Annotated in this window: 16 protein-coding genes, 1 pseudogene and 1 riboswitch; of the genes and pseudogenes, 6 read left to right on the top strand and 11 right to left on the bottom strand. The window is 58.3% G+C overall.

Going from position 1 to position 23,869, the window contains the following annotated elements; genetic code table 11:
• Positions 1-685 precede the first annotated feature (685 nt).
• Entirely contained in the window at positions 686-1,333 is a 648-nt protein-coding gene (locus tag BRAGE_RS0128790) for an FkbM family methyltransferase (protein WP_027562728.1), read from the top strand.
• A gap of 699 nt (positions 1,334-2,032) precedes the next feature.
• On the opposite strand, the gene BRAGE_RS0128780 is transcribed toward BRAGE_RS0128790, so the two are convergent.
• From BRAGE_RS0128780 to BRAGE_RS0128750, 5 genes are all read right to left on the bottom strand, one after another.
• A complete protein-coding gene (locus BRAGE_RS0128780; protein ID WP_035731614.1) occupies positions 2,033-2,395 on the bottom strand; it encodes a hypothetical protein in 363 nt (120 codons plus the stop codon).
• A gap of 1,751 nt (positions 2,396-4,146) precedes the next feature.
• A complete protein-coding gene (locus tag BRAGE_RS0128770; RefSeq protein ID WP_027562726.1) occupies positions 4,147-5,313 on the bottom strand; it encodes an acyl-CoA dehydrogenase family protein in 1,167 nt (388 codons plus the stop codon).
• 1,333 nt (positions 5,314-6,646) lie between these two features.
• Positions 6,647-7,384, bottom strand: coding sequence for a carbonic anhydrase (locus tag BRAGE_RS0128760; protein ID WP_051378099.1), 738 nt, complete (start codon positions 7,382-7,384; stop codon positions 6,647-6,649).
• A 10-nt stretch (positions 7,385-7,394) separates the two neighbouring features.
• Positions 7,395-8,135 (bottom strand): thermonuclease family protein, encoded by a 741-nt coding sequence (locus BRAGE_RS0128755; protein ID WP_051378097.1) that lies wholly within the window; start codon positions 8,133-8,135, stop codon positions 7,395-7,397.
• A gap of 1,764 nt (positions 8,136-9,899) precedes the next feature.
• On the bottom strand, positions 9,900-10,682 hold the full coding sequence (locus tag BRAGE_RS0128750; RefSeq protein ID WP_231164270.1) for a nodulate formation efficiency C protein: 783 nt from the start codon (positions 10,680-10,682) through the stop codon (positions 9,900-9,902).
• Positions 10,683-11,621: 939 nt separating this feature from the next.
• A riboswitch (cobalamin riboswitch) is annotated at positions 11,622-11,823 on the top strand.
• A 101-nt stretch (positions 11,824-11,924) separates the two neighbouring features.
• Between BRAGE_RS0128750 and metE the strand changes: the two genes are divergently transcribed.
• Positions 11,925-14,270 carry a 5-methyltetrahydropteroyltriglutamate--homocysteine S-methyltransferase gene (gene metE, locus BRAGE_RS0128745; protein WP_027562722.1) on the top strand — a complete coding sequence of 782 codons (2,346 nt, stop codon included), beginning with the start codon at positions 11,925-11,927 and terminating at the stop codon, positions 14,268-14,270.
• Positions 14,271-15,444: 1,174 nt separating this feature from the next.
• On the opposite strand, the gene BRAGE_RS0128740 is transcribed toward metE, so the two are convergent.
• The 6 genes from BRAGE_RS0128740 to BRAGE_RS57630 form a co-directional block, all read right to left on the bottom strand.
• On the bottom strand, positions 15,445-16,044 hold the full coding sequence (locus BRAGE_RS0128740; RefSeq protein ID WP_027562721.1) for a hemerythrin domain-containing protein: 600 nt from the start codon (positions 16,042-16,044) through the stop codon (positions 15,445-15,447).
• Between the two features lie 924 nt (positions 16,045-16,968).
• Complete coding sequence (gene fixJ, locus BRAGE_RS0128735) at positions 16,969-17,574, bottom strand: response regulator FixJ (protein ID WP_027562720.1); 606 nt, start codon at positions 17,572-17,574, stop codon at positions 16,969-16,971.
• On the bottom strand, positions 17,571-17,879 hold the full coding sequence (locus BRAGE_RS0128730; RefSeq protein ID WP_027562719.1) for an ATP-binding protein: 309 nt from the start codon (positions 17,877-17,879) through the stop codon (positions 17,571-17,573). Before BRAGE_RS0128730 ends, fixJ begins: the two co-directional genes overlap by 4 nt.
• 442 nt (positions 17,880-18,321) lie before the next feature.
• Positions 18,322-18,642, bottom strand: a complete 321-nt coding sequence (locus BRAGE_RS0128725) for a hypothetical protein (protein WP_141263261.1) — start codon at positions 18,640-18,642, stop codon at positions 18,322-18,324.
• A 154-nt stretch (positions 18,643-18,796) separates the two neighbouring features.
• Positions 18,797-19,135, bottom strand: coding sequence for a hypothetical protein (locus BRAGE_RS49545; protein WP_027562717.1), 339 nt, complete (start codon positions 19,133-19,135; stop codon positions 18,797-18,799).
• A 126-nt stretch (positions 19,136-19,261) separates the two neighbouring features.
• Positions 19,262-19,384 (bottom strand): hypothetical protein, encoded by a 123-nt coding sequence (locus BRAGE_RS57630; protein WP_283808067.1) that lies wholly within the window; start codon positions 19,382-19,384, stop codon positions 19,262-19,264.
• Between the two features lie 576 nt (positions 19,385-19,960).
• Here BRAGE_RS57630 and BRAGE_RS53175 point away from each other — a divergent pair.
• The 4 genes and pseudogenes from BRAGE_RS53175 to BRAGE_RS53170 all read left to right on the top strand — a co-directional run bounded on the left by BRAGE_RS53175 (position 19,961) and on the right by BRAGE_RS53170 (position 23,313).
• Positions 19,961-20,188 (top strand): hypothetical protein, encoded by a 228-nt coding sequence (locus BRAGE_RS53175; protein ID WP_028146387.1) that lies wholly within the window; start codon positions 19,961-19,963, stop codon positions 20,186-20,188.
• 1,871 nt (positions 20,189-22,059) lie between these two features.
• Positions 22,060-22,371 (top strand): hypothetical protein, encoded by a 312-nt coding sequence (locus BRAGE_RS49535; RefSeq protein ID WP_231164271.1) that lies wholly within the window; start codon positions 22,060-22,062, stop codon positions 22,369-22,371.
• A 168-nt stretch (positions 22,372-22,539) separates the two neighbouring features.
• Positions 22,540-22,654 (top strand): annotated as a pseudogene (locus BRAGE_RS56075) (cold-shock protein); the annotation flags it as partial.
• A 437-nt stretch (positions 22,655-23,091) separates the two neighbouring features.
• Positions 23,092-23,313: a hypothetical protein gene (locus BRAGE_RS53170; protein ID WP_084334759.1), complete on the top strand. Its 222-nt coding sequence runs from the start codon at positions 23,092-23,094 to the stop codon at positions 23,311-23,313.
• Positions 23,314-23,869: the final 556 nt, after the last annotated feature.

The raw sequence follows: 23,869 nt of genomic DNA, 5'->3' as shown, positions 1-23,869 counted from the left end.
AGCTCAATGCGGCCGCCGGTGGGAAGCGTTCGAAGAGGGCGCTCCGAGAATCGGCATAGCGGATCGCCACGGCCAGTTTTGATTTGCCGGAGATCCGCAGCAAGGTCTCCTGCCAGAAATCGAAGAGATCCGCGACGACCGCCGTGCGGTGTTTTGCTTGCGCGCAGCAACCTATGCGTCGGTCCCTTGACCTCGTACGGTATTCCGGGGATCAGGTGATTCCACTGGGTGGTTCACACGTTGCGTCAGCGAATCTGGGATGGCAGCGGTCGGTCGACTAGGCACATCTTGCCTGCAGCAACCGGGATCGAGCTAATTGGCTATTCCTGCGCACGAGAGATCAGTGGCGGCACGCTTTGAGGAGAATAGCCGACGACTTACATTAGTACGAAGCCGATCCTTCTGCCGCTCCGAAAGGCGGACCGGAGACGACGATCTAGCTCGCAGTTGGCTCGTCTACCGAGATAGAGGGGCAATTTGCATTGCAGGGCAGTCGCTGCAGGCCCCGGTTCGACAGGATTCCCTTTTGATGTTGATGGCCTCCAAATGGCTGTCATAATTCAAGGGAATCGACAGGTATATGAATCATATACATTGATATGCGTTGTGCCGGCGCGTCTGGCGTGTGATTGCGGCGTCAAAGACGAAATTTAACCGATCACCGCGCCCAATGGAAAAAGCACCCGTGTCGTCTATCGAAGTACACCAGCACATTGTTTCACTTCTTCAGAAGCCGAATCCCGTCATCCTGGATATCGGCTGTAATGATGGGACCGATACGCAACAGTTTCTCAACCTCTGCCCGCAAGCTCAGCTCTACTGCTTTGAGCCGGACCCCAGAGCGATCGCGCGCTTCAAGAAGAAGCTGGGGCCATCCCTCAATAGGGTGAAGCTGCTTGAAATCGCGATCAGTGATCGAAACGGGATGATCGACTTCCATCCAAGCAATGCAGATGGTGATGCGAAGGAATGGGACCTCTCCGGCTCAATACGCCGCCCGAAGAATCATCTTACTGAGTATGATTGGGTTCGGTTCGATCGCCCTGTCTCGGTTGAAACGCGGCGGCTGGACGATTGGTGCAGCGAAGCCAAGCTGAATATGATCGATTTCATCTGGATGGATGTCCAGGGAGCCGAAGCCGATGTTATCGCCGGCGGCATGCAGACCTTGAGCGACACGCGCTTCGTGTACACGGAATATAGCGACCGCGAGCTCTACGAAGGGCAGTTGTCGCTGCAAGCTATTCTTGACCTATTGCCGTCATTCGAGGTGGCGTCCCACTATCCCCGCGCGGTGGAGGGTGATGTATTGCTCAAAAATACGCGCTTTTAGTGACGACTCTTGGAGCGCCTCATTCATCGCTGAAGGACCTGACAATCGCGCTTAGGCGCCCAGAGCCGCACAACGGGTGATCATTTGAGCGGATATCGATGGCCGGACGGGCACTCCAGTTTCCGGGTTGCCATTACAGGCCCGGCGCACGACGTCAACCTCGGGCGGGTGGTAAATTTCTAACACTGCCAACCGGCGCTCGAAGCGTTGAATGGTCTGAGCGGCTGCCGCATGGCCTTGTCCTCGAGGAGCTGGTGCACTGCTTCGAACAAATGCCAAACAATTGCATCGGTTCTCATAATTCCTTGAGCTGAGCGGATTTCAGCACGCGCCTGGCGTCCCTGTTGTTGTGTCAATGGGAATGCGAGCTGAAGGATTTTGTTCATTCCAGAATAACTTGCCGCGAGAGTTCAGCATCACTGCAGCGGCGGTCTGTCTCCGGCAAAGGGTCCTGGGCCGCAGCGCAGAAAGGCGGCGATCAACAGCGGCCGATTTCGCGCCGGATCGGATCAGGATCGTCATCGCAATCGCGATTACTTGCCTGCTCATTTGCCGCAGGCGGACCTGATCATCGAATCTGCGAGCACGCTCTGCCTCTGGGGCTGCAGCGCGATGGCGAAGATCGGGGCAGGACGTCAGTAAATGCCGCGACGTAATTCCGGCGCAATGGCGTGAAGTTTCTCCTAGCGGCGCGCGCGATCATCCACAATTCCAGATCGGCCCGATCGGCGTCCGCGTCCAGCACGGTCCGAAACTGCCTCCATTGTAGCGGCCGCCGCGGAAGCCGGGTTGGCCGAAATAGTGCCACTCGCCGTCCCAACCGTAATACTGAGGAACCGGGTCAATATACCAGTGGCGTCGGTCGGCGCGCGAGAACCGGCGTATCAAGTCCTTCTGCTTGTAGAGCGGAATGCTGTTGCTCGGCGGTTGGCGATAGCCGGGCAGGAAGCCGTAGCCTTGCCAGACCGGCTTGGGCCCCTTTTCATTAATTGGCGCAGCGTTCGCGACGACCGGCAGCATCGGCAGGATGATAGTAGCAGTTAGACACAAAAGGCGAGACATGGATCGACAATAGTCGCTCGGTTGCTCGAAGGCCATTTAAATTTGGGTGCAGAGTTTCACGTGATCACGAAGAGAAGTGCTCTCTGATCACGCCCTTCCTGATCAGAAAGCACGCGTATCCCTGCCGTCACCCACCTCACGACGTCGTCGTAGCGCGAAAAATCCGCACGCGAGAGCTTACCGGGACAGATGGGACGGCCGACCGAGCGGTCGATTCCGGGCAGCACCGCGCGCTGCGTCCGGGCGGACGGTGTCGTCCATCATCACGCGCAGGTACCGACGAGATCGACGCGTGGATGGAGCGTTAAGCTGACGCGGACGGTCCTCTCCATAACTCATGCGCGGCAGCTAAATCAGTCGCTCCGCGCAGAGCCACAGCGGCGATGCGGGTGGCCGGGTGGTTGGCGTTGACGGCCACGAGGTCGTGGCCATGGACCATGGATGCGAGAGGCCAGAGCAACGCGGGCGCTGGGATCGGATCAATCGATTTCATTATGTGACGAACTATCCTCCCAATCGATCGCTTAGGTTTGTCTCTCTCCCTAAACCCTTCGCAATCATCAAGCACAACGGACCAGAACCCTCCAAACGGTCATTCCTCGACGCAAAAAAAGCGCCCGGCCTCATGTCGATGGCCGGGCGGAAGTTAGTCGTCGACAGAGGGAGCGCTGCCGACGATGATTTGCGGCAAAACGTTCGCCGCAAATTCTAATTACGGAGTGGTCAATGGTCGCAGAAACCTGGCTTCACTCCTTTTTTCAAAAACGGCCGACTATTGGCGGAATGCAGCTCAACACTGGCTCGCAGAGCTGGAAGGAGGTATTGTCCGTTGTCCTGAGGATCATCAAAGTCATGCTGATTAAGTGAGTGCGCTGAACAGAGTTGATCCGCGGCTGTTCGTATGCCATCAACGTGCCGGCCGAAGAGCGTAGCGACCCACCATCCCCGGTGTCTGGGCAGAAGTACCTTGTTATTCGCATGTGAGCACTCGGAGCGCGTTAGAGCAATTCGCAGGCAGTGATTGGCGCACCAGAGTCCCCCTCTGCCGTATACACATCGAACGCACTAGTATCATCGTCTCACCGACGTCGGCGGCAAACAGCGGCCCGGTCGGCTTGCCGGCCATCCCCGTGAGCTACTTCAAAATGGTACAACGTGACGCTACGTGCGATTCAAGGTCTTTTGAGCTGACCCGCATAAAACTCAAGCCGCTGACCTCTCGCCGATAGCAAGTGATCCGCGACCGCATATGGGCATGTCGTGTGTTCGTCTTGTCCGAAAGACCGCGTGCGTCGGCGATCATGAATCGTCAAGTCATCATTTCGAGCTTGTCGGCTTCCGACTGGCATCACCGGTGTTGAAAGGTCGCGCGCCATGGCAGTCGTCCGTTCGCCTGGCGCAGCCGAGTGATCTCCGGTCGCCGACGTTCGTCCTGCGAATTCTCTCCTACTCAAAAGACCAGACATTCGCCAGATCACCTGTTATCGCGAATACGACAGTGCGATCGCACAAGCGCAGAGGAATGCGCATTGCGGCCGCTAGCATAACTCCTGCACCCCGCCGTGACTCGACGCCAGCTAGCCGGATCATTCGCCGCTGCAAGATGGCGCGCGACGTGAGGTGATGTGCGATTCAAACGTCCTTGTTGTGTGACCGGAACAACCGCAATCGTTGAAAGCGCCGCCGCTCATTCGGCCGATTGTGGAGCCACAGTAAAGGTGTGGGAGGGTGCGGAAGGTGGATGAACCACTTCATGGAAATCCAGGCTGTGCTGCACTTCCGAGCAGGAGTCGGCCGGCGCTCTGGAGGGTTCCCTCGTTTAAAGCTCCATGCTGGGCAACCACGAAGCTGTCGCACATCGCTCGCGCCAGATTGCTGGTTGTGTAGAGCGACGCGCTTCCAGCGAGAACGCTCGCAATGTTGCAGACCTCCGCGCTTTGCCGCGCGGCATTTGTGGCGGCGAGTCGCATCAGGGTCGTGGTGCTCTGGTTTACCGCATCCTCTAGCGCTTCCTTCCACAGCTCCTCGGTGGCCTCATAGAAGAAGGCACGGGCGGAACGCAGCATGGATTCGGCTCTGGCCATCTCCAGTTGGACATAGCCGCGCTCTGCCATCACGGGCGCTCCCGTGATTGAGGCGCGGCTTCCGGCCATCGCGACCACCTCGTCCAGCGCGGAGCGCGCAATACCGATACCGACGATCGCATGCGCCTGGGCAGCAAAAGTCACGGACGGATAACGATAGATCGGCGCGTCGAGTGTCGGCGGACCGCCGCGGATCAAGGTCCATTCCTCCGGCACAATGACATCGTTGACAACGACGTCGTGGCTGCCGGTGCCTTGCAGACCGATGACGTCCCAATTGGGCCGGATTGTCACCTTCTCGGCCGGCATCACGGCTACACGCGCAAGGCCACCGGTCGGATCGTCTTCCAGAGTGATGCCGACCCCTATCAGATCCGCGCCCGGTGAGCCGCTGGCGAATGGCCACACGCCGTTCACGACAAACCCGTCGGTGCTTCGCCTGGCGGGCTGGAGTGGGAAAAGCGCGCCTGCCAACACCACGTCAGGCCCATTCGCGTATACCGTTTGAAGCGTGTCCTCCGGAAGAGCAGCGAGGTAGCGAGCCCCATCGCCGAAGCTGGCGACCCAACCGGCGGAGCCGTCGGCTTCGGAAATGCGCTCGATCAGGCGACAAAAATCGGCCGGCGTTCGCTCCTCGCCGCCGAATCGCTTGGCGACCAAAGCTCGATAGACGCCAACGCGCTTGAAGCCGTCGATGATCTCGTCTGGAATCTTCTGCGTTCGAGCGAATTCGTTTCGACGCGCGCGGATATCAGCCAGTAGCGGCGACAGATTATCCCGGGTCGCAGCCGTAGCGTCGGTTACTGGAGTGATCGTCTCTGGTGGAGCGTTCATAAAGCTGTCCTCGGTGTTTTGAGCCGATCGCTGCCGCACTTCATTGATTTTGGTTGCGCGCGCACGGCGAAGCCGGTCGGATTGATACCCAGTCGGCAGGGATGGTCGAAACTGTCGTAGTTGATATTGACCGTGATGCGATTACTGACGGTTGCCAGTCCAAACTACCCCCCGAACGCATTGACTCAAAGAAAAGGTGTTGAAGGCCGGCAAGACTGACATAGATATGGCTGTCGCTGGTGTCGTTGAGGCTGAACCGGCAAAGCAACTGATATGCGGCGTCGAGATCGCTCCACCTCTGCTGCATTATGTCTCCGACGGCTGAAGACAGCGCTGGTTTTGCCATGTGTCCTCCAACGGAGATTTGTCACACTTGCGCCCGGCCGGGTCGAACCACGTTGTGAATTCCTGACCTGGCAACCGCGAGGTCGGCGATGCCCTGCGGCTCTTTTGCATGTCCCCAGCAATCGACGTGCCATCAACATGGTCTGCCGGCCGTGTCTGAATCGAGCGAGATCACTTGGCTCGTGCAGCCGCGCCGGGAGGATGTTCGCGCCTCCGTGTCTGATTCCAGGCACAACGCGTCATCAACCGGACACGGCGGAAGGAGAGCGACTGAAGTGGACCTCGAGCGCGAACCAGTCGGGCTCGGCTTGCCTGCTGGAGTTTCAGGCCCGCTCTGATTTCCAGACATTACCAACAGCGCAATTTACCGTGCGCGCGACTGTGGGTGAGCTGTTGGTTGGATGTGGACATCACACGGCAGTATTCAACAAACGTGACGGCGGCGTCCGGGAGTTTCGGATGAGCGCCTGCAGGAGAGACTGTCCGATGCCGACGCGAATAGCAGTTTTCTTTACATCGGTCGGCTGGGCAGTCGTCTGGTCGCAATTCCGCTCTTCTTGATCTTCGGACCTGGCTGAACCTGGTGATCATAGCAGGACCATAAGTGGCTGCCTGCCGGGTCGCGGGTGAGAGCCGCCGGAATTGTCACGTGTTCCGTTAGGCCGAGAGCCCAGACCCGCATGCCTCGCACCGCGATCTGCCGCTTGCACCGCCTCTGTTGGTCTAGCGCACTAACGTGCAGGCATGAATCCTGTCGCCCGCGGTATGAGTGCTTCCTGGTGCTGGCCTCGCGTTGCCAATATGAGCACGTAGAATGCAAGGAGAATTACGAGGCCGCGCATACCAAGGATCTTCCCGAAGCTGTGACAATTGTGGAGCGGTTGTATTCGGTGCATTTGGTGAAGCCGATGCAGGAGTGAATTACCGGAATTCGACGGAAGCTCTACAACAGGCGGCAAACGATAGCGGGCCGCCGAGGGTGCCAGCGTCAGTTCAGCAACTCGACCCTGCCGGTGTCGAGCCGATACAGGCCCCCGACGACCTTTAGTCTGTTCTGCTCAACTGCCGCGTTCAGAATCGGCCCCGTCGATTTTAGTTTGTCGACGTTATCGATTACATTTTGTCGGGTTGCTTCGGCGAACGTGTCACGGGTTTGCTGGCGCGATCCTTTTACCGCAGGCGCAAGCGCAGCAACGAGGGATGAAATGTGCCCCGGCGGCGGCTTATCGTCGTGGAGCGACTTGATCGTGGCGTCTATCGCACCGCAATGATCGTGGCCAAGTACCAGGATCAGCGGCGTGTTCAGCACGGCCACCGCATATTCCATACTGGCGAGCGTGTCATCGTTGACGAAGTTACCGGCGAGGCGGCAGACAAACAGATCACCAAGTCCGCTGCCGAAGACAAGTTCAGGCGCTACGCGAGAATCGGCGCAGCTCAGAACCGCGGCATATGGATTTTGCCCAGCCACCAAAACCTCACGCTCGCGCTTGAAATCGTCGCGTCGTGATACGCCCTGGACATAGCGATCGTTCCCTTCCATTAGCCGCTTCAGGGCAGCCTCCGGCGAGATCAGGTTATTCGGCTTGGGCGGCGCTTTTGCTTCCTTTGCATCGACAATGTTGTTGCCAACCCGTAGGCAAACCGCCGAAAAAGCGGACAGCAACAGCGAGCGGCGCGACGGCGCGATCTTGGTCAGATAGGTCAGAGAACAGCCTGCCTTCATGTATCTCACCTCATCGCGCGGCTTTACGCCACCCGGTGGCTTCGGCTTCCGCTTCGCTGCAGAGCCAGCGTTCACCGGGCTTGGTCATCTCGATTTGTTCGTAACTGAGTTGCCCGGGCAGGTGATAAATGCGCTCGCCATTGCGGCCCATAGTGCCTTTTATCACACACTCGGAGGAGGGCGGGTCCGATAGCAGCGCGGATCCGAGCAGGAGCGCCTGAGCGTCGACGGGAACCGAGCTCGCGCCGATGATGATCGTCCCCTTATTGCGGCGACGCCAGTCCCAGGGGGCGATGAACGCCCCCGACCACAGCCCCGCGCAGGTTTTGCTCGCCACAACTTCATAGATGACGTACGGCCCCGACGAGAGTGCCCAACCAGAGCGTACCATCCAGGCGTTCACGTCCTCGCCTTCTATAAAGCAACTGCCGCGTGACCTGCCGTATTCATCACGTCCTGTGGTATGACAATCCCACGTTCGTCCGTTCGAATGCTTGATCAGCTCGTCGCGAGCAGCTAGGCCGCAAGCCCATTTCCGACCGTGGGCGTCGAGGCAAATCTGGTCAGTTTCGGGAGCTTCGATGCCTGAGAGCCGAAGCTTGGATCGCTCGATCTCGATCGTATTGCCGTCGAGGATGCGCGGAGGACCGCGGAGCTTCGCCGCGCAGACCGGAGATGCGATGATAGCGAACAATGCGACCATCATTACGCGGTGTTTCATCCCGACAAAAACCTCTCGCTCTTGGTTCATGTTCACGCACGATCCGGCGCCGCCGCATTCGGCTGCTTAAATGCTTGTCCATTATTCGGCCGCATCTTTCGACGCTTGATCTATGAAAGCGTGAGCTTCATTTCCAAGCTACGACCTGACGCTGCGTGAGGTTCAAGCGATTTCTTCCGGTGTGCGTGTCGCGGTATCCTTAGCCTCGTCGGTCTTTCTCACGGGGCGGGTACTGCACCCTCTCGACCTGAGGAGGAGATCTCCATCGCTCGGCGGCGGACTTGGTATGCGAGAGAAAGCCAAGCCTCGAACGCTGTTTTCTCACGCACTTCAAGATGAAGTCGCGTATGAATCTTGACGTCGAGTGGAAGTCAGGCGGGGAGGAGCAACCTGGCTATGCTTGTGGCAACCCGCATCGGCAGACAGAAGGCTGCCGACGGTTTCAGCGAGGGCGATGACATTTCGCTGTAAGTTCTTGTCAGGACGAGATTGATTTTCGAAAGAAATCTGGTCTCGCTTCCTCTGAGATCTGGACAAAGGCGCCGCGGAGTTCAGCTCAAGACTCGCTGCGTAAATGAATCGGTATCGTTTGCTCAAACCGCCAATCCGCGAGCCATCTTTTGGAGAGCCACGCGTGAATGCCAATCGCATTGTGGCCTTTCGCACCTCTGCGGTGCGCCATAATCTTCGTGGTGCCGCCGCCCCGTTCGTAGAAGAGCCCGATTGTTGTGGGCGGCGCGACTGGCGGCCGCTCTGTCGTAGTGCGCTTCACCGCGATCACAGGTGAAGATTGACCCGGCAAGCCCGGCACGAGGGCGTGCGTTTGCGCCAGAAGATGTGGAACGGCAACCTGCGTGGCTTCGTCGTATACGCACCGCACGAGGGGTATGCCGCCCGCGTGTTCGGACGATCGCGAGCACCATCCTGATGCCATTCGGTACGAGGCGTCAATCCGCATCATGGCTGCCCCATCGCGGCACTCGGGCAGGCCGCTCTGGTGCGGTTTAGCCGACTCAAGCTACAATCGTTCTCAACGACCTCACTACACAATGGGAATCAAATGGCTGCAGCTCCACGGGAATTGCCGGTCTCTTCTTACGCACTTGAAGTGGATGGCCGACTCAGAGCTGAATTCGCAACCAAAGACGGCGCCAGGGCAGGCGGAGCAGAACTAAAGAAGCGTTTTCCCATGCTTCAAGTCCGGATCTATGACGCGCAAACGAATGCGCGCGAGGAAATTTAGCGCCGAATCAGTCGTTCCTCGATGCCTCGCGCACGGCTCCGGGGCTCGTCGCCGGGGCCAGTCGGAAACGGCCGATGTTCGAGGGTATGCCGACACTGCCCCATTACCCTCTTAATGGGTTTGTCGCAGCGCTTGATCGTGCCGGCTCGGCGTCGGCATGCTCACCAGTCAATCGCGCGATGCGCGGCCTGCACGCCGGATCAGGGCCCGAGGCATCTCCAAGCCCGGTCCCTTGAAGAGTGGCATGGAGAGCTGGTTCCCTCGCAGATCGGTGTTCTCTCACTGCGTCGGGTGCGCTGGGAGCAAAATCTCGCCAACTGGTATGCGCCTCTGAGCTCGACTGTCGCGGAAAGCCTCGAGTAATCGTGCTGCCCGATTTTTGCCTGACGGGCTAAAGGCTGCGGGAAAGGCTCGCGACGGTTGCGAAGGCGTAAGCACCGACACTTTAGCGCTGATATGTCTTGCAGTTACTCTGAGGCGGTCGGCGGTAAAGGAGCTGCGGCGCGATCTTTGCTCCGCGCGACCATTAAACGGAGGGCTTTCGCCCCTTCTTACTCTTCCCGTTCCTTGGGCTCCATCCGAGCGAACCAGGAGCCAGGAGGAAAGGCGGCGATACGCTTGGCAAAGGAGGATTGCGGCTCCCAATCTTGCCCTTCGCTCTTCTCGAAAGTGATGACCCCGTTATGGGTGTAAAAACGGGGCCCTGGGATATTACAGTTCACTAAAAGCAAAACGCGCCACAGATCACCTTTTTCGGTCGGCTTGTCCTTCTGCTTCGGCAAGTAGTCCACTCCAACAGGCTCAACGATAGTGCAGCGGCCCTGCCGCAGGAGATCGCCGAGCGGGCCCTGCGTGGTCGTCACGAAGTTGAAGTTGCTCGGATCATGCAGAAAGCGAAGATTTGCGTCCCTTTCGCCATCCTTGACTTCACTGGCGATCAACCCGAGCGCCAGGGCGTGCCAGCCCAATTCGATCGGCTTTGCATAGGTCGACGCAAGTTGAAACGTGCCGTCGAGTGCGATCCTCCAGGTGATAACGTGCTGTTCGTCTAATACATCATCCGCGTGCCTGGTCCACGAAACGAAAACATAGTCGTTTCCGTCAAGTTCAGCGACGCCCCACATTCGAGGGACGAACCGTGCAACTTTCGAGACGTTGGAGATAATTTGTTCTATTGTCTCACCGTCTTGCGCTCGCCACGTTGACTTGAATCTTTCGATATGGGGGCTCTCGATAGCGCGAGCACGGTCGCCAGTCGCAGCCAGCCCGGCTAGACAGATCAGGGATCGACCGAGACAAAACAATAACGCGCGTCTTCCAGACACTTTTCTCATGACTGTTGGCCTATCTGGTTTCATCCACACGTCATTGCAGAGCGGGCAACTTCAGCCTGTTATGCGCGAGCGCAAGAAGTTAGCGACGACGCGACGGGGGACCGATGGTGTCCCGTGCGAGCAGGCGCTCTATCACGCGCCGCTAACTTCGTTGCCGGCGACAGCCTCAAGTTGCTGTGCTAGACATGCCCAGCAGGAGGAGACTGGGCATGCCGAAGACTTGCATTCCTCGTGCCAGGTTAATAGACGGCAATTCGCACCGCTTCTATGCCCTCTTTGTCGGCTTTCCGACGTGCGGGCGTCTCGATGTTTCCGTTCAGCGCGGCTTATGCACCCTCGTCACGCGCCGAATGTTCGGTGGGCGCAGCTGAACGCCTCGACCAAGTTCCTGATGAGAATTGGGAGCACGTTTGCCGCCACAGAACTGTTTGGCTCACTATCGTTACCGGAGTGTCAGCTTTCGTCCTCTGGCATGCCTCTGGGTACTCGCGGCCGAGAGGCCAGAGCGCGTTTGGCGCTTCTTTCGCGACATCCGGCACTCGCGCCGAGCATTTGGAGTCTGGCTGGCACTGCAAATCAACGTGCCGGTCAGGTATGTTGCTGACTTTGCCACGTGTCTTAGGCCTGTGCAGCACGGATCCAGCTGGTCGAGAGGGCGGCTGGATGGCGGACGCGCTCGAAAAACCTGCTGGGAAGCCTGGGACACGCATCAAATGCGTTCTGCTCCAGGCAGAAGTCCCGACCGCGGAAGCCGCTTTTATCCCTTCCACCGAACTGGCGTGCGGCCAGAGGGCAGCTGCGATGGTCATCACAATATCGCTGACTGCAGAGCGCATCTACATCGACTCAGCGATAAGGATGCGCGGTCATTCGCGTAGCGGATGCTGCAGCACCAGCTTGCGACATAATCTGAGAGGTTGACGGAAGACTTGTCTTGCCGATAATCCAAATCGTCGAGGTTCTCCGGTCCCACTTGATCCGGAGCTAAGAGGGAAGCCGGTGACAATGCCGGCGCTGCCCCCGCAACTGTGAGCGGCAAGCCGCTGTCCAACGATGTCACTGAAGCCTGCGCGGCTTCGGGAAGGCCGGACAGAAGCGATGACCCGCGAGCCAGGAGACCTGCCCCGACAATTATTCGTCCACGGGCGGGGTGTCCCGGTGGTGCGCCAAGCAGCCGTCGCACCGCGCGACTTCCCCTGCCTGCGTCCGCCACGGCCTTTGCCCCCAACATGGGGTTAACTTATGTCTCTTCTCTCCCTTCCGGTTGCCACGCTTGGAACGCCACGCATCGGTCCAAGGCGCGAGCTCAAACTCGCTCTTGAAAGCTACTGGGCGGGAAAACGCAGCGAACTGCAGTTGCTCGAGGACGCAGCTGGCCTGCGTGCCGCAAACTGGGCTCGTCAGAAATCTATCGGCGTCACCGTCATTCCATCGAACGATTTCTCGCTGTATGATCAGGTGCTCGACACAAGTGTCATGGTTGGCGCCATCCCAGAGATTTACGCTTCGAACGCCGAATCCGTTTCGCTGAAGACGTACTTCGCCATGGCCCGGGGGTCACAATGCGACGATCAGGATGCGAGTTGCGGTCGCGGACCGCGCGGATTTGGCGCACCCGCTCAGGAGATGACCAAGTGGTTCGATACCAACTACCACTACATGGTGCCCGAGTTTCACAGAGGGCAGACTTTCAGGCTATGCTCTCGCAAGCCGATCGAGGAGTATGAGGAAGCCAAGGCCCTTGGCTTTCAGACCCGCCCTGTCCTGATCGGGCCGGTCACATTCCTAAAGCTCGGCAAGAGTCCCGATCCTGCGTTCCAGCCACTCTCACTACTGGATGAACTGTTACCGGCCTATATCGAGGTTCTGCAGGAATTGGCCAAACGTGGGGCAAATTGGGTTCAGTTCGACGAGCCCTGCCTGGTTCTTGATCTGGATGAGAGGGCGCGGCAGTCTTTGCGACATGCCTATGATCGGCTCGCCAAGGAGGTGCCGGCCATCAAGATCTTAGTTGCCAGCTATTTCGGCGACCTCGGGGACAATCTGAATACCGCGTTGAGCCTGCCAGTTGCCGGACTACACCTCGACCTAGTTCGAGCGCCACAGTTGTTGGACCAGATCATCGCTGGCGGCCGAAGTGATCTCGTCATGTCGCTCGGTGTCGTCGACGGCCGGAATGTATGGCGGTCGAATTTGTCGTCGCTGCGCCAGCGGCTCGAACCCGCGATTGCGAAGCTCGGCAAGGACCGTGTACAGATTGCCCCATCCTGCTCGCTGCTTCATGTGCCGGTCGATGTTGAACTTGAAACCGGGCTCGTTTCCGACGTCAAGAGCTGGCTCGCTTTTGCGGTCCAGAAGATGCGGGAGCTTGCGATCCTGGCGCGGGCACTCGCAGGCGACCAGAATGTTGCGCCAGCTCTTGCCGAGTCGGAATGTGCCGCGACTGTTCGCCGGACTTCGCCGAAAATCCGTGATGCCAATGTCGCTGTCCGGATGAAAGCGATCGATCAGACCATGCGTCGACGCGGGAGCCCATTTGCCCGTCGTGCCGAGATCCAAAGCAATCGTTTCGGACTACCGGCTTTTCCTACCACGACCATCGGATCGTTTCCGCAGACCACAGAGGTCCGGAATGCCCGTGCGGCGCATGCGCGAGGCGCGATAAGTGACGAGCAATACGACAGGTTCCTCAAGGAGGAGACTGCGCGCGCCGTACGTTGGCAGGAGGACATCGGTCTCGACGTCCTCGTGCACGGCGAGTTCGAGCGCAATGACATGGTGCAGTACTTCGGCGAGCACCTCGCCGGCTTCGCATTTACCAGGAACGGATGGGTGCAGTCGTACGGCTCGCGTTGCGTCAGGCCACCGATCCTGTTTGGCGATGTGGTGCGGCCGAAGCCTATCACCGTGGACTGGTGGCGCTACGCGCAATCACTAACGAGGAAGCCGATGAAGGCCATGTTGACCGGACCGGTGACGATTTTGAACTGGTCCTTTGTTCGCGATGATATTCCCAGAAGCGAGGTCTGTCGCCAGATTGCGCTCGCGATCCGAGACGAAGTCCGCGATCTCGAGAATGCTGGTGCGACAATGATCCAGATCGACGAAGCCGCACTGCGCGAAGGAATGCCGTTGCGTCGATCTGAGTGGACGGCCTATCTCGACTGGGCCGTGGATTGCTTCAGCATCTGCTCATCGGGCGTCGCCGATGAAACGCAAATTCATACACATATGTGCTACTCGGAGTTCAACGACATCATCGGTGCGATCGCTGCAATGGACGCAGATGTCATCTCGATCGAGACGTCGCGCTCGAAAATGGAACTACTCGACGCGTTCAGGAACTACGAATATCCAAATCAGATCGGACCGGGCGTGTACGACATCCACTCCCCACGCGTTCCCGAGGCGGGCGAAATGAAGGAACTGATGGTATTGGCTCGGACCCGGCTGCAGGATTCGCAGCTCTGGGTCAATCCGGACTGCGGCCTGAAGACGCGCAAATGGGAGGAAGTGCGGCCGGCACTAGCGAACATGGTCGCTGCCGCCCGCCAACTGCGCGCTGCATCCGATCCGCGAGGCCATTGATCCGGGCTTGGGTCTCTTCCCGACAAAGCGGATCTGTTGCGGTCATTTGCGCTGTAGATGATCGATGGAGCCTTGGGAATAAAAAAAAGCCCGGCCCCGCTGAGCGGGCCGGGCGAAAGTCCGGGAGGAGCGACGCTGACGCATCGCGCGGACTTCCATCGGCGGAGAGAGGACAACCGCCGGTTCGATCACGGCAAGGACATTCGCCGAAAATCTGAGCTCAGTTGAAGCACAAGCTCAGCGTAGCTCAATTATGCCGTGGTATGCGACCGTTAGCCTGAGGTTTATAAACTTACACCAAGGTTTGTCGGTCAAGAGCACGTCGGCAACGATTACGACGCGACGAGGACGGTGATGCCGGGCGTCACCGCAGGGCACGAGCCGCAAACTCGGTGCGCTTTCCAGCCTGGAAACCTTATGCTCGGCGCGACGATACGAAAAACCCGGCTCCAAGGATCTTGCAAGCGTAGACAATGCATGAGCGGTTGATTTGATTTGACCCCTGCTTAAGGCAGTCCTTGGTCGACCGATTCCACCCATTGGTCGGGTTTCGTCTTGGGCCTCTGTTTGAGAGTTTATGAGCGGACCACGCGGAGGATGTCACGAGCTTGAAGATGGCACTGGTGCCGATAGGGTGCTCCTCAGCCGTGAGCGTAGTCCTGCCCTCAGCACAGGCCAGTTGAATCATGGCGATCTCCGATCCGACACGGCTCGGCGCAGAGTGAGGACGTCGTCCAGCGCCTTGCAGTTCGTGCTAAACGTGCCCGCGCGAGCAGTGCCCGGCAATTGGGGTGCTGTGGGTCGAATCGGCCGCGGTCGGATCATTCAGAGCGTGCCAGGCTGGGAAAGAGGTGGGAGTGCTTCGCCCCACCCGCGCGGCGGCAATCGTCCGTCGTTGTACGGCGGCGGACATCAGAGGCATCCGTTTCGCGTCACTGCGCAACAGCCGGACCTGCGACATCACATTGTGGAACGTGCCGGAACCAGAGCTCAGGAAGGCTCGGCCATGCCGTTGGCACCGGAAGCGATCATCGTGCGCAGAAAGCCATTTTGGCGGTGCGGCAGCCTACATGCCCGCGAACACCCCCATTTTCATTCGACAGGATGAGCATGAGGTCTAATTCCTGCTGTAAGACGGCGCTGATCAATACGGCCCCTACGTCTCGGAGCCGTGTCACGGGTTGCCAGCCTTGGCGGACGAAATTGCGACCGAGCTCCGTTCGGCCTCAGCTTCTTGCTCCAATTGCAGAATATGCGCTCTTAGCGCATCCGAAGTGGCTGCCGCTGTCTCGCTGAACAGGGGATCTCCATCATCGGTGACGGCGGAAGCGATTTCGGTCCATTCCTGTGCCGAGAGAGCCTTCAGTGCGGCCGGAAAGAAATCTTGTTCTTCCCACATCATGTGGCGCCGCTCGCATACTATAAAGTCGCGTATGATATCGCCGACGTCTTGCCGAAAGAGTTCACGATCCGCGAGGATGGCGTCAATAGCTCGCGCGAAGTGGTGCAAACGGTCGGCCACTTCCTGGTGTTCAAGCGCGAGATCGCCGACGATTGCAGCTGCATCGGGATCGCGAGCCTTGAGCTTCGAAAAAATCAAGTCCTCCTGTGGATGATGGTACAGCTCGGGGTAAACCTCGAAATAGCTGATAATCGCGCGAATGACCTCATAATCGGGACCGATCCCTCCCTCAAAAATCTCCAATTCGCGTTGAAGAGCGGCCAGAAGCAGATCAATGTTGCGATGCTCTCGAAGCAAAAGGTCGATGGTCATTCCGGTGCTCCTGGAGGCACAATGTAGGCCGGAAGCGTTTCTGCCACTTACAAGATCGCCCAAGCCGAATTCGGTGTCCTTCTACGCCGCTATTTTCTGCGCCGTTCGAGGCAAAAACGTAGCGCGCTTTGAATTTGAGCTGGCGTAAATCAACTTAGCCGCCGAAGTGTTGAGGTTGCCCCGCAAGACGCCGGTCGGATAACGGCTGGTTTCGGTAAATTTGGCGGCCTGGGCGTGCATGGCGGACCCTTTCTTGCGGACATCGATGGGACGCAGATTGGCTGCTCCTGACGAACTCGAAAATTTGGATGTTTTCCCTAGGTAGAAGTCCCTAAGTATTTACCCGTAAGTGCCATGAGCAGGGCGTTTTGAATGGGGGCGGCGCGGTCCCTTGTTTGCTCAAACATGGCCAAACCGGATTAGAAAGCTGCATGCTGGCTTCCTCGGCCGCGTCCATGGAAACCGTCGGAAAGCACGGCCGCACCCGTGAAGAGCTCCAGCCAGCCGAAAAGTTGTCGTCCACCACCACTTTCGGCTTGCCGCAGGAAGTCTTGTTCGGGCGTCTTGGCTCTGATCCCCGTCAGCATCGGTCGGCCGCGGAGGTGACCAGGCAGATATTGACGGCATCCCGATCGATGTACGCTGACCGACGTGGTCGACGCGCTCGATGATCATACGATACGCTGCCGTAGCCCCCGTTCTCCGGGACGACAGACCCGCTGTCCATCGGAGCACAAATGTGGGCCGACGTAATTGATCTGCTTCGTGTGCCGTCGTGATGCAAGAAACCAGCAGCCTGTGTTGCATCGGTAGCCGTCATCGACAACATGACCCACTCGGTGCGGTGCGCCTGAAAACCGTCCGTTCGACAGGAGTGCGCAGCTTGAATGCATGAATAAGCCATTCGCGCCATTTGCGCTGGTGCTAGAGTCCCGCGGCAATGGCGATCCGCATCAACTCGGACATGCTGCGGACATTGGTCTTGGCCATGAGGTTTGCACGGTAAACCTCGACTGTCCTGGGACTGATGCCGAGATCATGGGCGATCACCTTGTTAATCTTGCCGGCTAATAGTCCCTGCAGGACGTCACGCTCGCGCGACGAGAGGCACGCGAGGCGGGCTTCCGCCTGGAGTTTTGCTGCGTCATCGGCTGGTTTTGTCGGCCGCGCTTCCAGAGCACTATTGATCGCACGCAATAGCAGCTCCTCCACGAACGGCTTCTCGAGGAAGTCGGCCGCACCCGCTTTCATCGCTTCGACTGCGAGCGATACGTCGCTATGACCAGTTATTAAAACGACGGGGCAGTTGACGCGATTGGCCTTCACTTTACCGACTAGCTCGAAACCGCTCATACCCGGCATGCGGATGTCCGACACAATACAATCAACTGGACCGCTCGCGACGTCATTAAGAAACGCGGTCGCCGTCTCATAGGTTGCTACGTAGAAACCGTTAACATCAAGAAGAAACGCGAGCGAGTCCCGCATTGCGGCGTCATCGTCGATCACAAGAATGCGCCGCCCAATCATGCTGTCTCTTCACTAAGCTCGACAAATGGCGCGGTGAACTGAAGGATCGCGCCGCCACCCGGATTTGCTTGCGCGACGATATGGCCGCCATGTGACTCGATGATCGTCCGGCAGATTGATAGCTCCACACTCATGCCATGCCTTTTAGTCGTGACAAAGGGCTGGAACAGTCGGTCAGTGATATCAGCGCTGATGCCGGGGTCCTTATGAGCAACTGTAAACCTGTCGACAGCAACTTCGCCTCGCGGGCAGGAAACCACGGCCTCGATTGCATTGCGTATCAGGTCCAGCGCGACCTTCTGCATCCGGATCTTGTCGACGACAGCACGAGAGGCAGCGCGGCGGCTGCCGCGGCAGTGCCATAGCCTTACCAGATGTGGTCCGACATGCTTCCTGGTAGACCCTCCCATTCGATCGACTCTACATTGTTTCCCACGAGGGCCACCGGAGCAGAACGCGCCTCAGCTCACACCAATCTATTGTGCAGGACGGCCGCCGCCATCTGGCCATATGCGCCAGTGCGTTGGCTGCACGGCTACGTGTTCTCCGGTCTTGGCCTTGATCCAGCCGCCGAAGGCCCGGCGGCAAGGAAAGACCACCCGGTGAATGGCATTCCCCTCGATCACGGCAATCTCCAGATCCTGATCAAAGGGCGGCGCCGTTTCGACCCGCTCCCAGGTCAGGTCCCCAGTAGATCTTGGACGGTGTTCATCGCTGCCGGCTGACAAATTCAGGCAACCTTCTGAACTACGCACGAGATGGCTTGGCCGCCGCGCGAGCAGGCTCAGCCCAATATTGCCCAGGCGGCGTGGTCCCGATTGCGCCAGCCGCGGCCGGGGTTTTATCGGCCGCGGAGCCGTTGAACCTATCGTGCCGGGACTTGATCGGCTCGCCACCCGAAATATTAGGATTGGCGCCGCGAAACAACTCCCGGGCCTTGGTCGAATCGATATGGATCAGCTCAGGTCCTCGGCGCTTGGTATTAACCGCTGTTCTGCAGAAGTAGAACTGGACTGCCGCTCCCGCGATCTCGCCGGCGGCGGGACGAATGTCCCCGTGGTCTGTCATGTCGGACATCCTTCGTTGGTGGGAAATCTCTTTGTCCCACGGCGTCAACGTGGGGCATTGGGTTGTTGTGACGTCGGCCGCGCCCTTGTGAGCGAGGCGGCATCCCCGAGAACCGGAAGACGCCGGAGCTCGCTTGACACCCATTCGGATGAGCCTAGCTGCGCTCGGCGCCGATCATCGCGCCCGTCCGCGGGTCGATGAAGTGGACGCCGTCGCACGCGGCGCAGGTTATTGTGTGGAGGTCATCGGCACGCGGCTCGGGCACGTCCGGCAGAAGTCCTTGAACTCGGTCGCCGGTATCTGGACATGAAAAGATGATGGGGCGCCAAGTCTTTCTTGCTGCCATGTGTGTGACCTTGGACGGGAAGCTCACTTCTATCAGTAGGCAGTCGCCGCAGTATTTGATACAGGTCAAAAAGAGCTGATGCGCATCCAGAATGGCGGAGCTCCAGCGGCTGCTGCGGGCCCACAGGCCCGCGTTGGCTGGCGACATGTCCCAAGTCGGGCGATCCGCGAGGGGACACGCCACCGTGTAGCGGGGTTGATTTGAGGCGCACCGCTCGCGAATGGGCCACGACGGCATTTGTCCTCAACGTTGCGATAGCCGGCAAGCGGATGTTCAATTGATCGCTCGCCTGCCAATATCGGTGGCCTTGCCGGGCAGATCCCGGTCAAAGGCTTTGGCGCTGAAGTCTTGAGCCCTGGGCTCATCGAAACGTTGGCTTGCGACAAGCGTGATCATCGGCTATGCGGTCGCGGCCGCAGGGGCAATCTGCCTCATCTTGGCCCACGATCACGTGCGCATAGGTCTCGCCATCGATTGCCTCGGCCGCCGGCGCGCCTCAGAAATGGCTCTGCTCGGCGATTGGCGCGACGACCTGGTGTTTGCGGGAATGTCTCGTGGGACCACCAAGTATCGCGTGTAAAGTTAGCGGCCTCTCGATATTGCCAGCGGTCGAGTATGGATCGATAGAGATCAATAGCCGACAGCTCGGGCGTGACGGCGCATGCGGCCCTCAATCGTCTCTTCAGACATTCCTCGAGTTATCGGTCGTTCAATTTTGTCAGTCGAGGGCATGCGCAGACCAGAAGGCGTTATCCCTCGGCGCAAGACAGAGTGCGATCTCGCCAAGCTGGAAAAGCAGAGGCCGCGTGGTCTGCGCGACAACAGGAGCGCGCGAGACGCGCTACCAAGTTTCAAACTTATCTCGATGGAGGGGCGGACAACCGGTTGCGGATGACGCTTGAGGCAGATCAAATACACTTGTGGAGCGAATGGCAGAATGGTGGATAAGCAAACCCACAAGAAGAGGATGCCATGACTTCATTTAATGTTCGGTTCATCAAGATCGTTTGTGACGATACCGGGCACGAACATCGTGCCTGTCAGGCGACGTTCAAGGTTGATGCCGCCTCGCTGTGCGCTGCTGCACAGCAGGCGGAGAGCGATTTCTGCAAGCAAAAGAGTGTTCGCGATTGGACCGTCTTCGCCGATGTGATTGAGCTCCGAACCCCGACCGCATTGCCGCCAGCATGGGCTGGTTAGCTTGACTTCGGCAGAGGGAGTCTGCGAATTGGATTGTGGGTCAATCTGTAATCTAAGCGTGATCCCGGACAGGGGCGCGGCGACCACTCGATTCGAGAACAACTGGTGATGCTGGCGTCAAATCGGCGCGCGCGCTATTGTCTCACGACACCTGGCGGACCTCGCTGGAGGGTTTTCCGCCTACCGGCAGGGCCATCCGGATCGAAGGATTCGCTCCCACATATCGGTCTTGTTTGATTAGTAAAAAGAACAAGTCTGCCTCTGGCAGCCATGGCCGTCTCAAAGGGTCTGCGTGGTTAGCCAATCTGCACACGTCAATGCCCTTGACGGTTGAGGCATTTACTCAGCCGGTTGCGCGCGAGCCTGGCCCGGACATCCGAACCGGCCTTACTTGAGCCCGCAGCACGTCGATGTGATCGCCCTTGACCTGTCCGCATCTGCCTTTCAAACCATGGCGCAAAAAGCCTACTCTCCTGAACAGCTCAGCAAGCGCGTCGTGCTTGCCGGGGTTCCGAGAACGCGCCTGCTGCGGCTATGGAGACGTATTGCGCGATCTCCAGCGGGTGGGCGGCCTATGTCAGACCAAAGTCCTCTGCGCCGCCAACCTCGAGAAGCAGAACCATGCAAGTCCGCTCAAAGACTGCCCGAACGAACAGACCTGCGCGCTTGATCGTGAGATATCCTCCCGCTGCGCTTTCGTGATTGATTACGCTCAACAGGTCGTCGCCGAAGAGCTTTGGCTCCCGAGCATGCCCACATTCAAAGAAGGTCGACACAGGACAAGCGGACAAGCCTCATTGCCGCTTCGAAATCCACGACAGCCCTTGTGTCTGTACTCGCTGTTTCTGGCGGCGACGGGAATACGATCCGGCGTTTACCTTCTGCCTATTGCTCACTTTCGCCGCCAGCCTGCCAGTGCCGCCGTCATCCTCAATCGCACTATGAACGGGCGGTAAGTTGGGACGTGAACACGTCGAGTCCGTCGGCACCATCGCACCCGCCACGGTTCTCACGTACGTTGTAACGTCAGCATCCGAGTACGATTCGACCGCGCGATCAGGGATAAACTCAGAACAAAAAAGAGAATTGCCACGGCAGACAAATGCTCAATCGAATTCGTCGGAGCGGCAAAAGTCCCTCGCATCACAGATCAGGCCTCTGTCCAAAGGACAATTCAGTTCACCGGCTCGTTATCGATCCGACGGTAGCCTACAACGCTTATTGCCTTGAACGACGCCCGGATAAGGGGAATCTGTTAGCGACAATAAGGCGCGCGCGAAGGCTCCTGCATTCTAGGCAATCGGGAGCACGTGAAGGAGAAGCGAGATTGCGCCGTGCACTCTCAGGTGCGGGCGAAATCAGGAGACAACTCGCGTAGTTCTTTACGCGCAACTGTTGCTTCGATGTCACCAAACGTATGAACCGGCGATCTACGCTGGTGTCAACCGAGGGACGACATGTTCGATATTTATGTGAACGGAAGACGCGATCTTTTGGTCGTTCCGCGAGGGTTTGCGATCCCTGCGGGGTTGGCCGGCAGTTGGAAGCGAAAGAAGCGGGCGGTGCGTTCAGTGAGCGATGTTATTCGCCAAGATGTGCAACAGCGCGGTTACCACCGACGTAGTCTGATCCCGAATCGGTCGAAGACGGCAGTTGAGACCTCGTCAGACGCGTAGCCAACGCGGCTATCTCCGCTGACCCAGGATGTCGCCGATCCCGTCGAGAACCTTGCTTACGGCGTCGACGGTAGGCGGGTATTTTGCTCATTAGGCTTATGGCGCAAGGTTTCTTTTGAAAAGCCGCGCACGGCGCTGCGGCTTCCCTCCGGATAAGTATTATGCAGCTTTTCCCCGACTCGATGGCGTGCGCGCGTGAGTTTTCAGCTGTCCATACTGAAGATACTTGCCGGCCAGCCGCACGGACGGGCGAGCATCGAAGTCGTTAAACAGCATTTGGCCATTTATTACAGCAGCGGCCCAGAGTGGCCGGCGCGTATGAAGCGTATCGCGAGCCGAGCGCCCCAACTCGATATTTTTGGCCAAAGGCTGATCGACCGAGAGGCCGGGTGCTGGATTATCACCGACGAGGGAAGGAAGACTCTTGAAAGGCTCGAATTGGTAGATGTGGGTGCTATGCAGCGTCAGGTTAAACGGGAGATCGCGCAAGAGCGCGAAGATGGGTAGCCGCCCCCGGTGTCTTTGCAGCTACGAACCAGCGCGCGCAGAAAGCGCTGCCCGGCAAGCGATTGAGCACGGGCAAGGGCTATCGGCGTGACGGCTTGCCGCTCAATCCCTTGCTGATGGCCACGTGCGCCGACTAGATTGCGCAAGTTCAGTTTGGATATAAATGCAATGGCTTTTCGTACTGTGAAGTGGTTCAACGCGACCAAGGGACGATATGGCTTCATCCAACCTACGGAATGGAGGAGCTGATGTCTTCGTGCACTCCAACGCGTTGAGCCGAGCCCGAACGACCGACACGAAGACCTGACCGATCTCGTATTCGCGCATGCCCCAAGGGAGCCCTGGCGTTTAGAGAACGAGCGCGATAATCGTCATAAGGTGACCATAGCAGGAGACCGCCCCGATGTCTCTCAGGGCTCGATGTTTGATCACTCTAGGCTTAATACAAATCACCAACCTCCCGAGATGCAGCTGTTCAAGTTCATCGCGATTGGCTTGCTCATTCCAGAACATGTTAGTCTACGTGCTTAGTTTCGAATAGAAAGGCGTGGATTGAGCATTCAATTGTAGCGAAGCCTCTCTACACAGCGTCTGTACGAAGTTTACAATTCCACAGCTGCACTAGTCCAGACGCCTTGTCTTCCGAAGGCATGACCGAGCTAATACCTGGCGCGAGTTCCGATGACTGTTCTTTTTTACGGTCGTCGCTGAGAAAAAACTATGTTAGAAGCGCTCTTCTCAGAAGGAGCATTCATCGTGAAAAAAGCAACAAAGAAACGCGTCAAGCGGCGCGAGTGGACGAAGGCAGATATCAAAGAGCTCAAAGTTCATTCGAAGGCTCGGACCCCGGTCATAAAGTTAGCAAAAATGACCAGACGCAGCGCCGGCGCGCTGCGCCAGAAGGCCTTAAATCTCGGAATTGGACTCGGACATCAGCGGTAATTTTGAGTAACGCTGGCTAATGGCGGTAGGGCGGCTTGCGGGCCGCCCTCTTTGGTCGTAGAAACTTCGTCGCAAATTAGCTTTGCCGATCCGCGCTGAGAGAGTTTTTCACGCTCGTGCTGGATGGCCTTCAACGTCGCGGAACGGGCCCCCAACGCGTCCTCATCTTTGATTAAGTTTTTTGGAACGCGCTTTCGAAGCGCGTAAATATCATCTGCGCAGACGAGGACACCGCGAAAAAATGAACCTATGAACTCGCGGAGGATTGTGGCTGTTGAGCTCTGGCAGGGCGCACGCAAGATCACGGAATACCCGGCGCGCCACTTGAGCGGCCTTGGGGCGCCTTCATCAATTGACTGGGCCGACGTTCGACCTTTTTGCAGGCCGCTGCCGATGAGGTTGGCGCCTCCCGCGAGACTGGCCGGCTTGGAAGCACCGATCTGGCGCTCCCTTGCCGAGACTCCTGCCCGAAGGCATTGCGCAATGCTTCTGCGGCGAGCTAGTGAGACTAACCCGCGCAACGCTTTGATCCCCACATGAACCTTACCGCAGAACG

Source organism: Bradyrhizobium genosp. SA-4 str. CB756, assembly GCF_000473125.1.
GTDB classification, from domain to species: domain Bacteria; phylum Pseudomonadota; class Alphaproteobacteria; order Rhizobiales; family Xanthobacteraceae; genus Bradyrhizobium; species Bradyrhizobium arachidis.
This window is presented reverse-complemented; position numbering and strand designations above follow the sequence as displayed.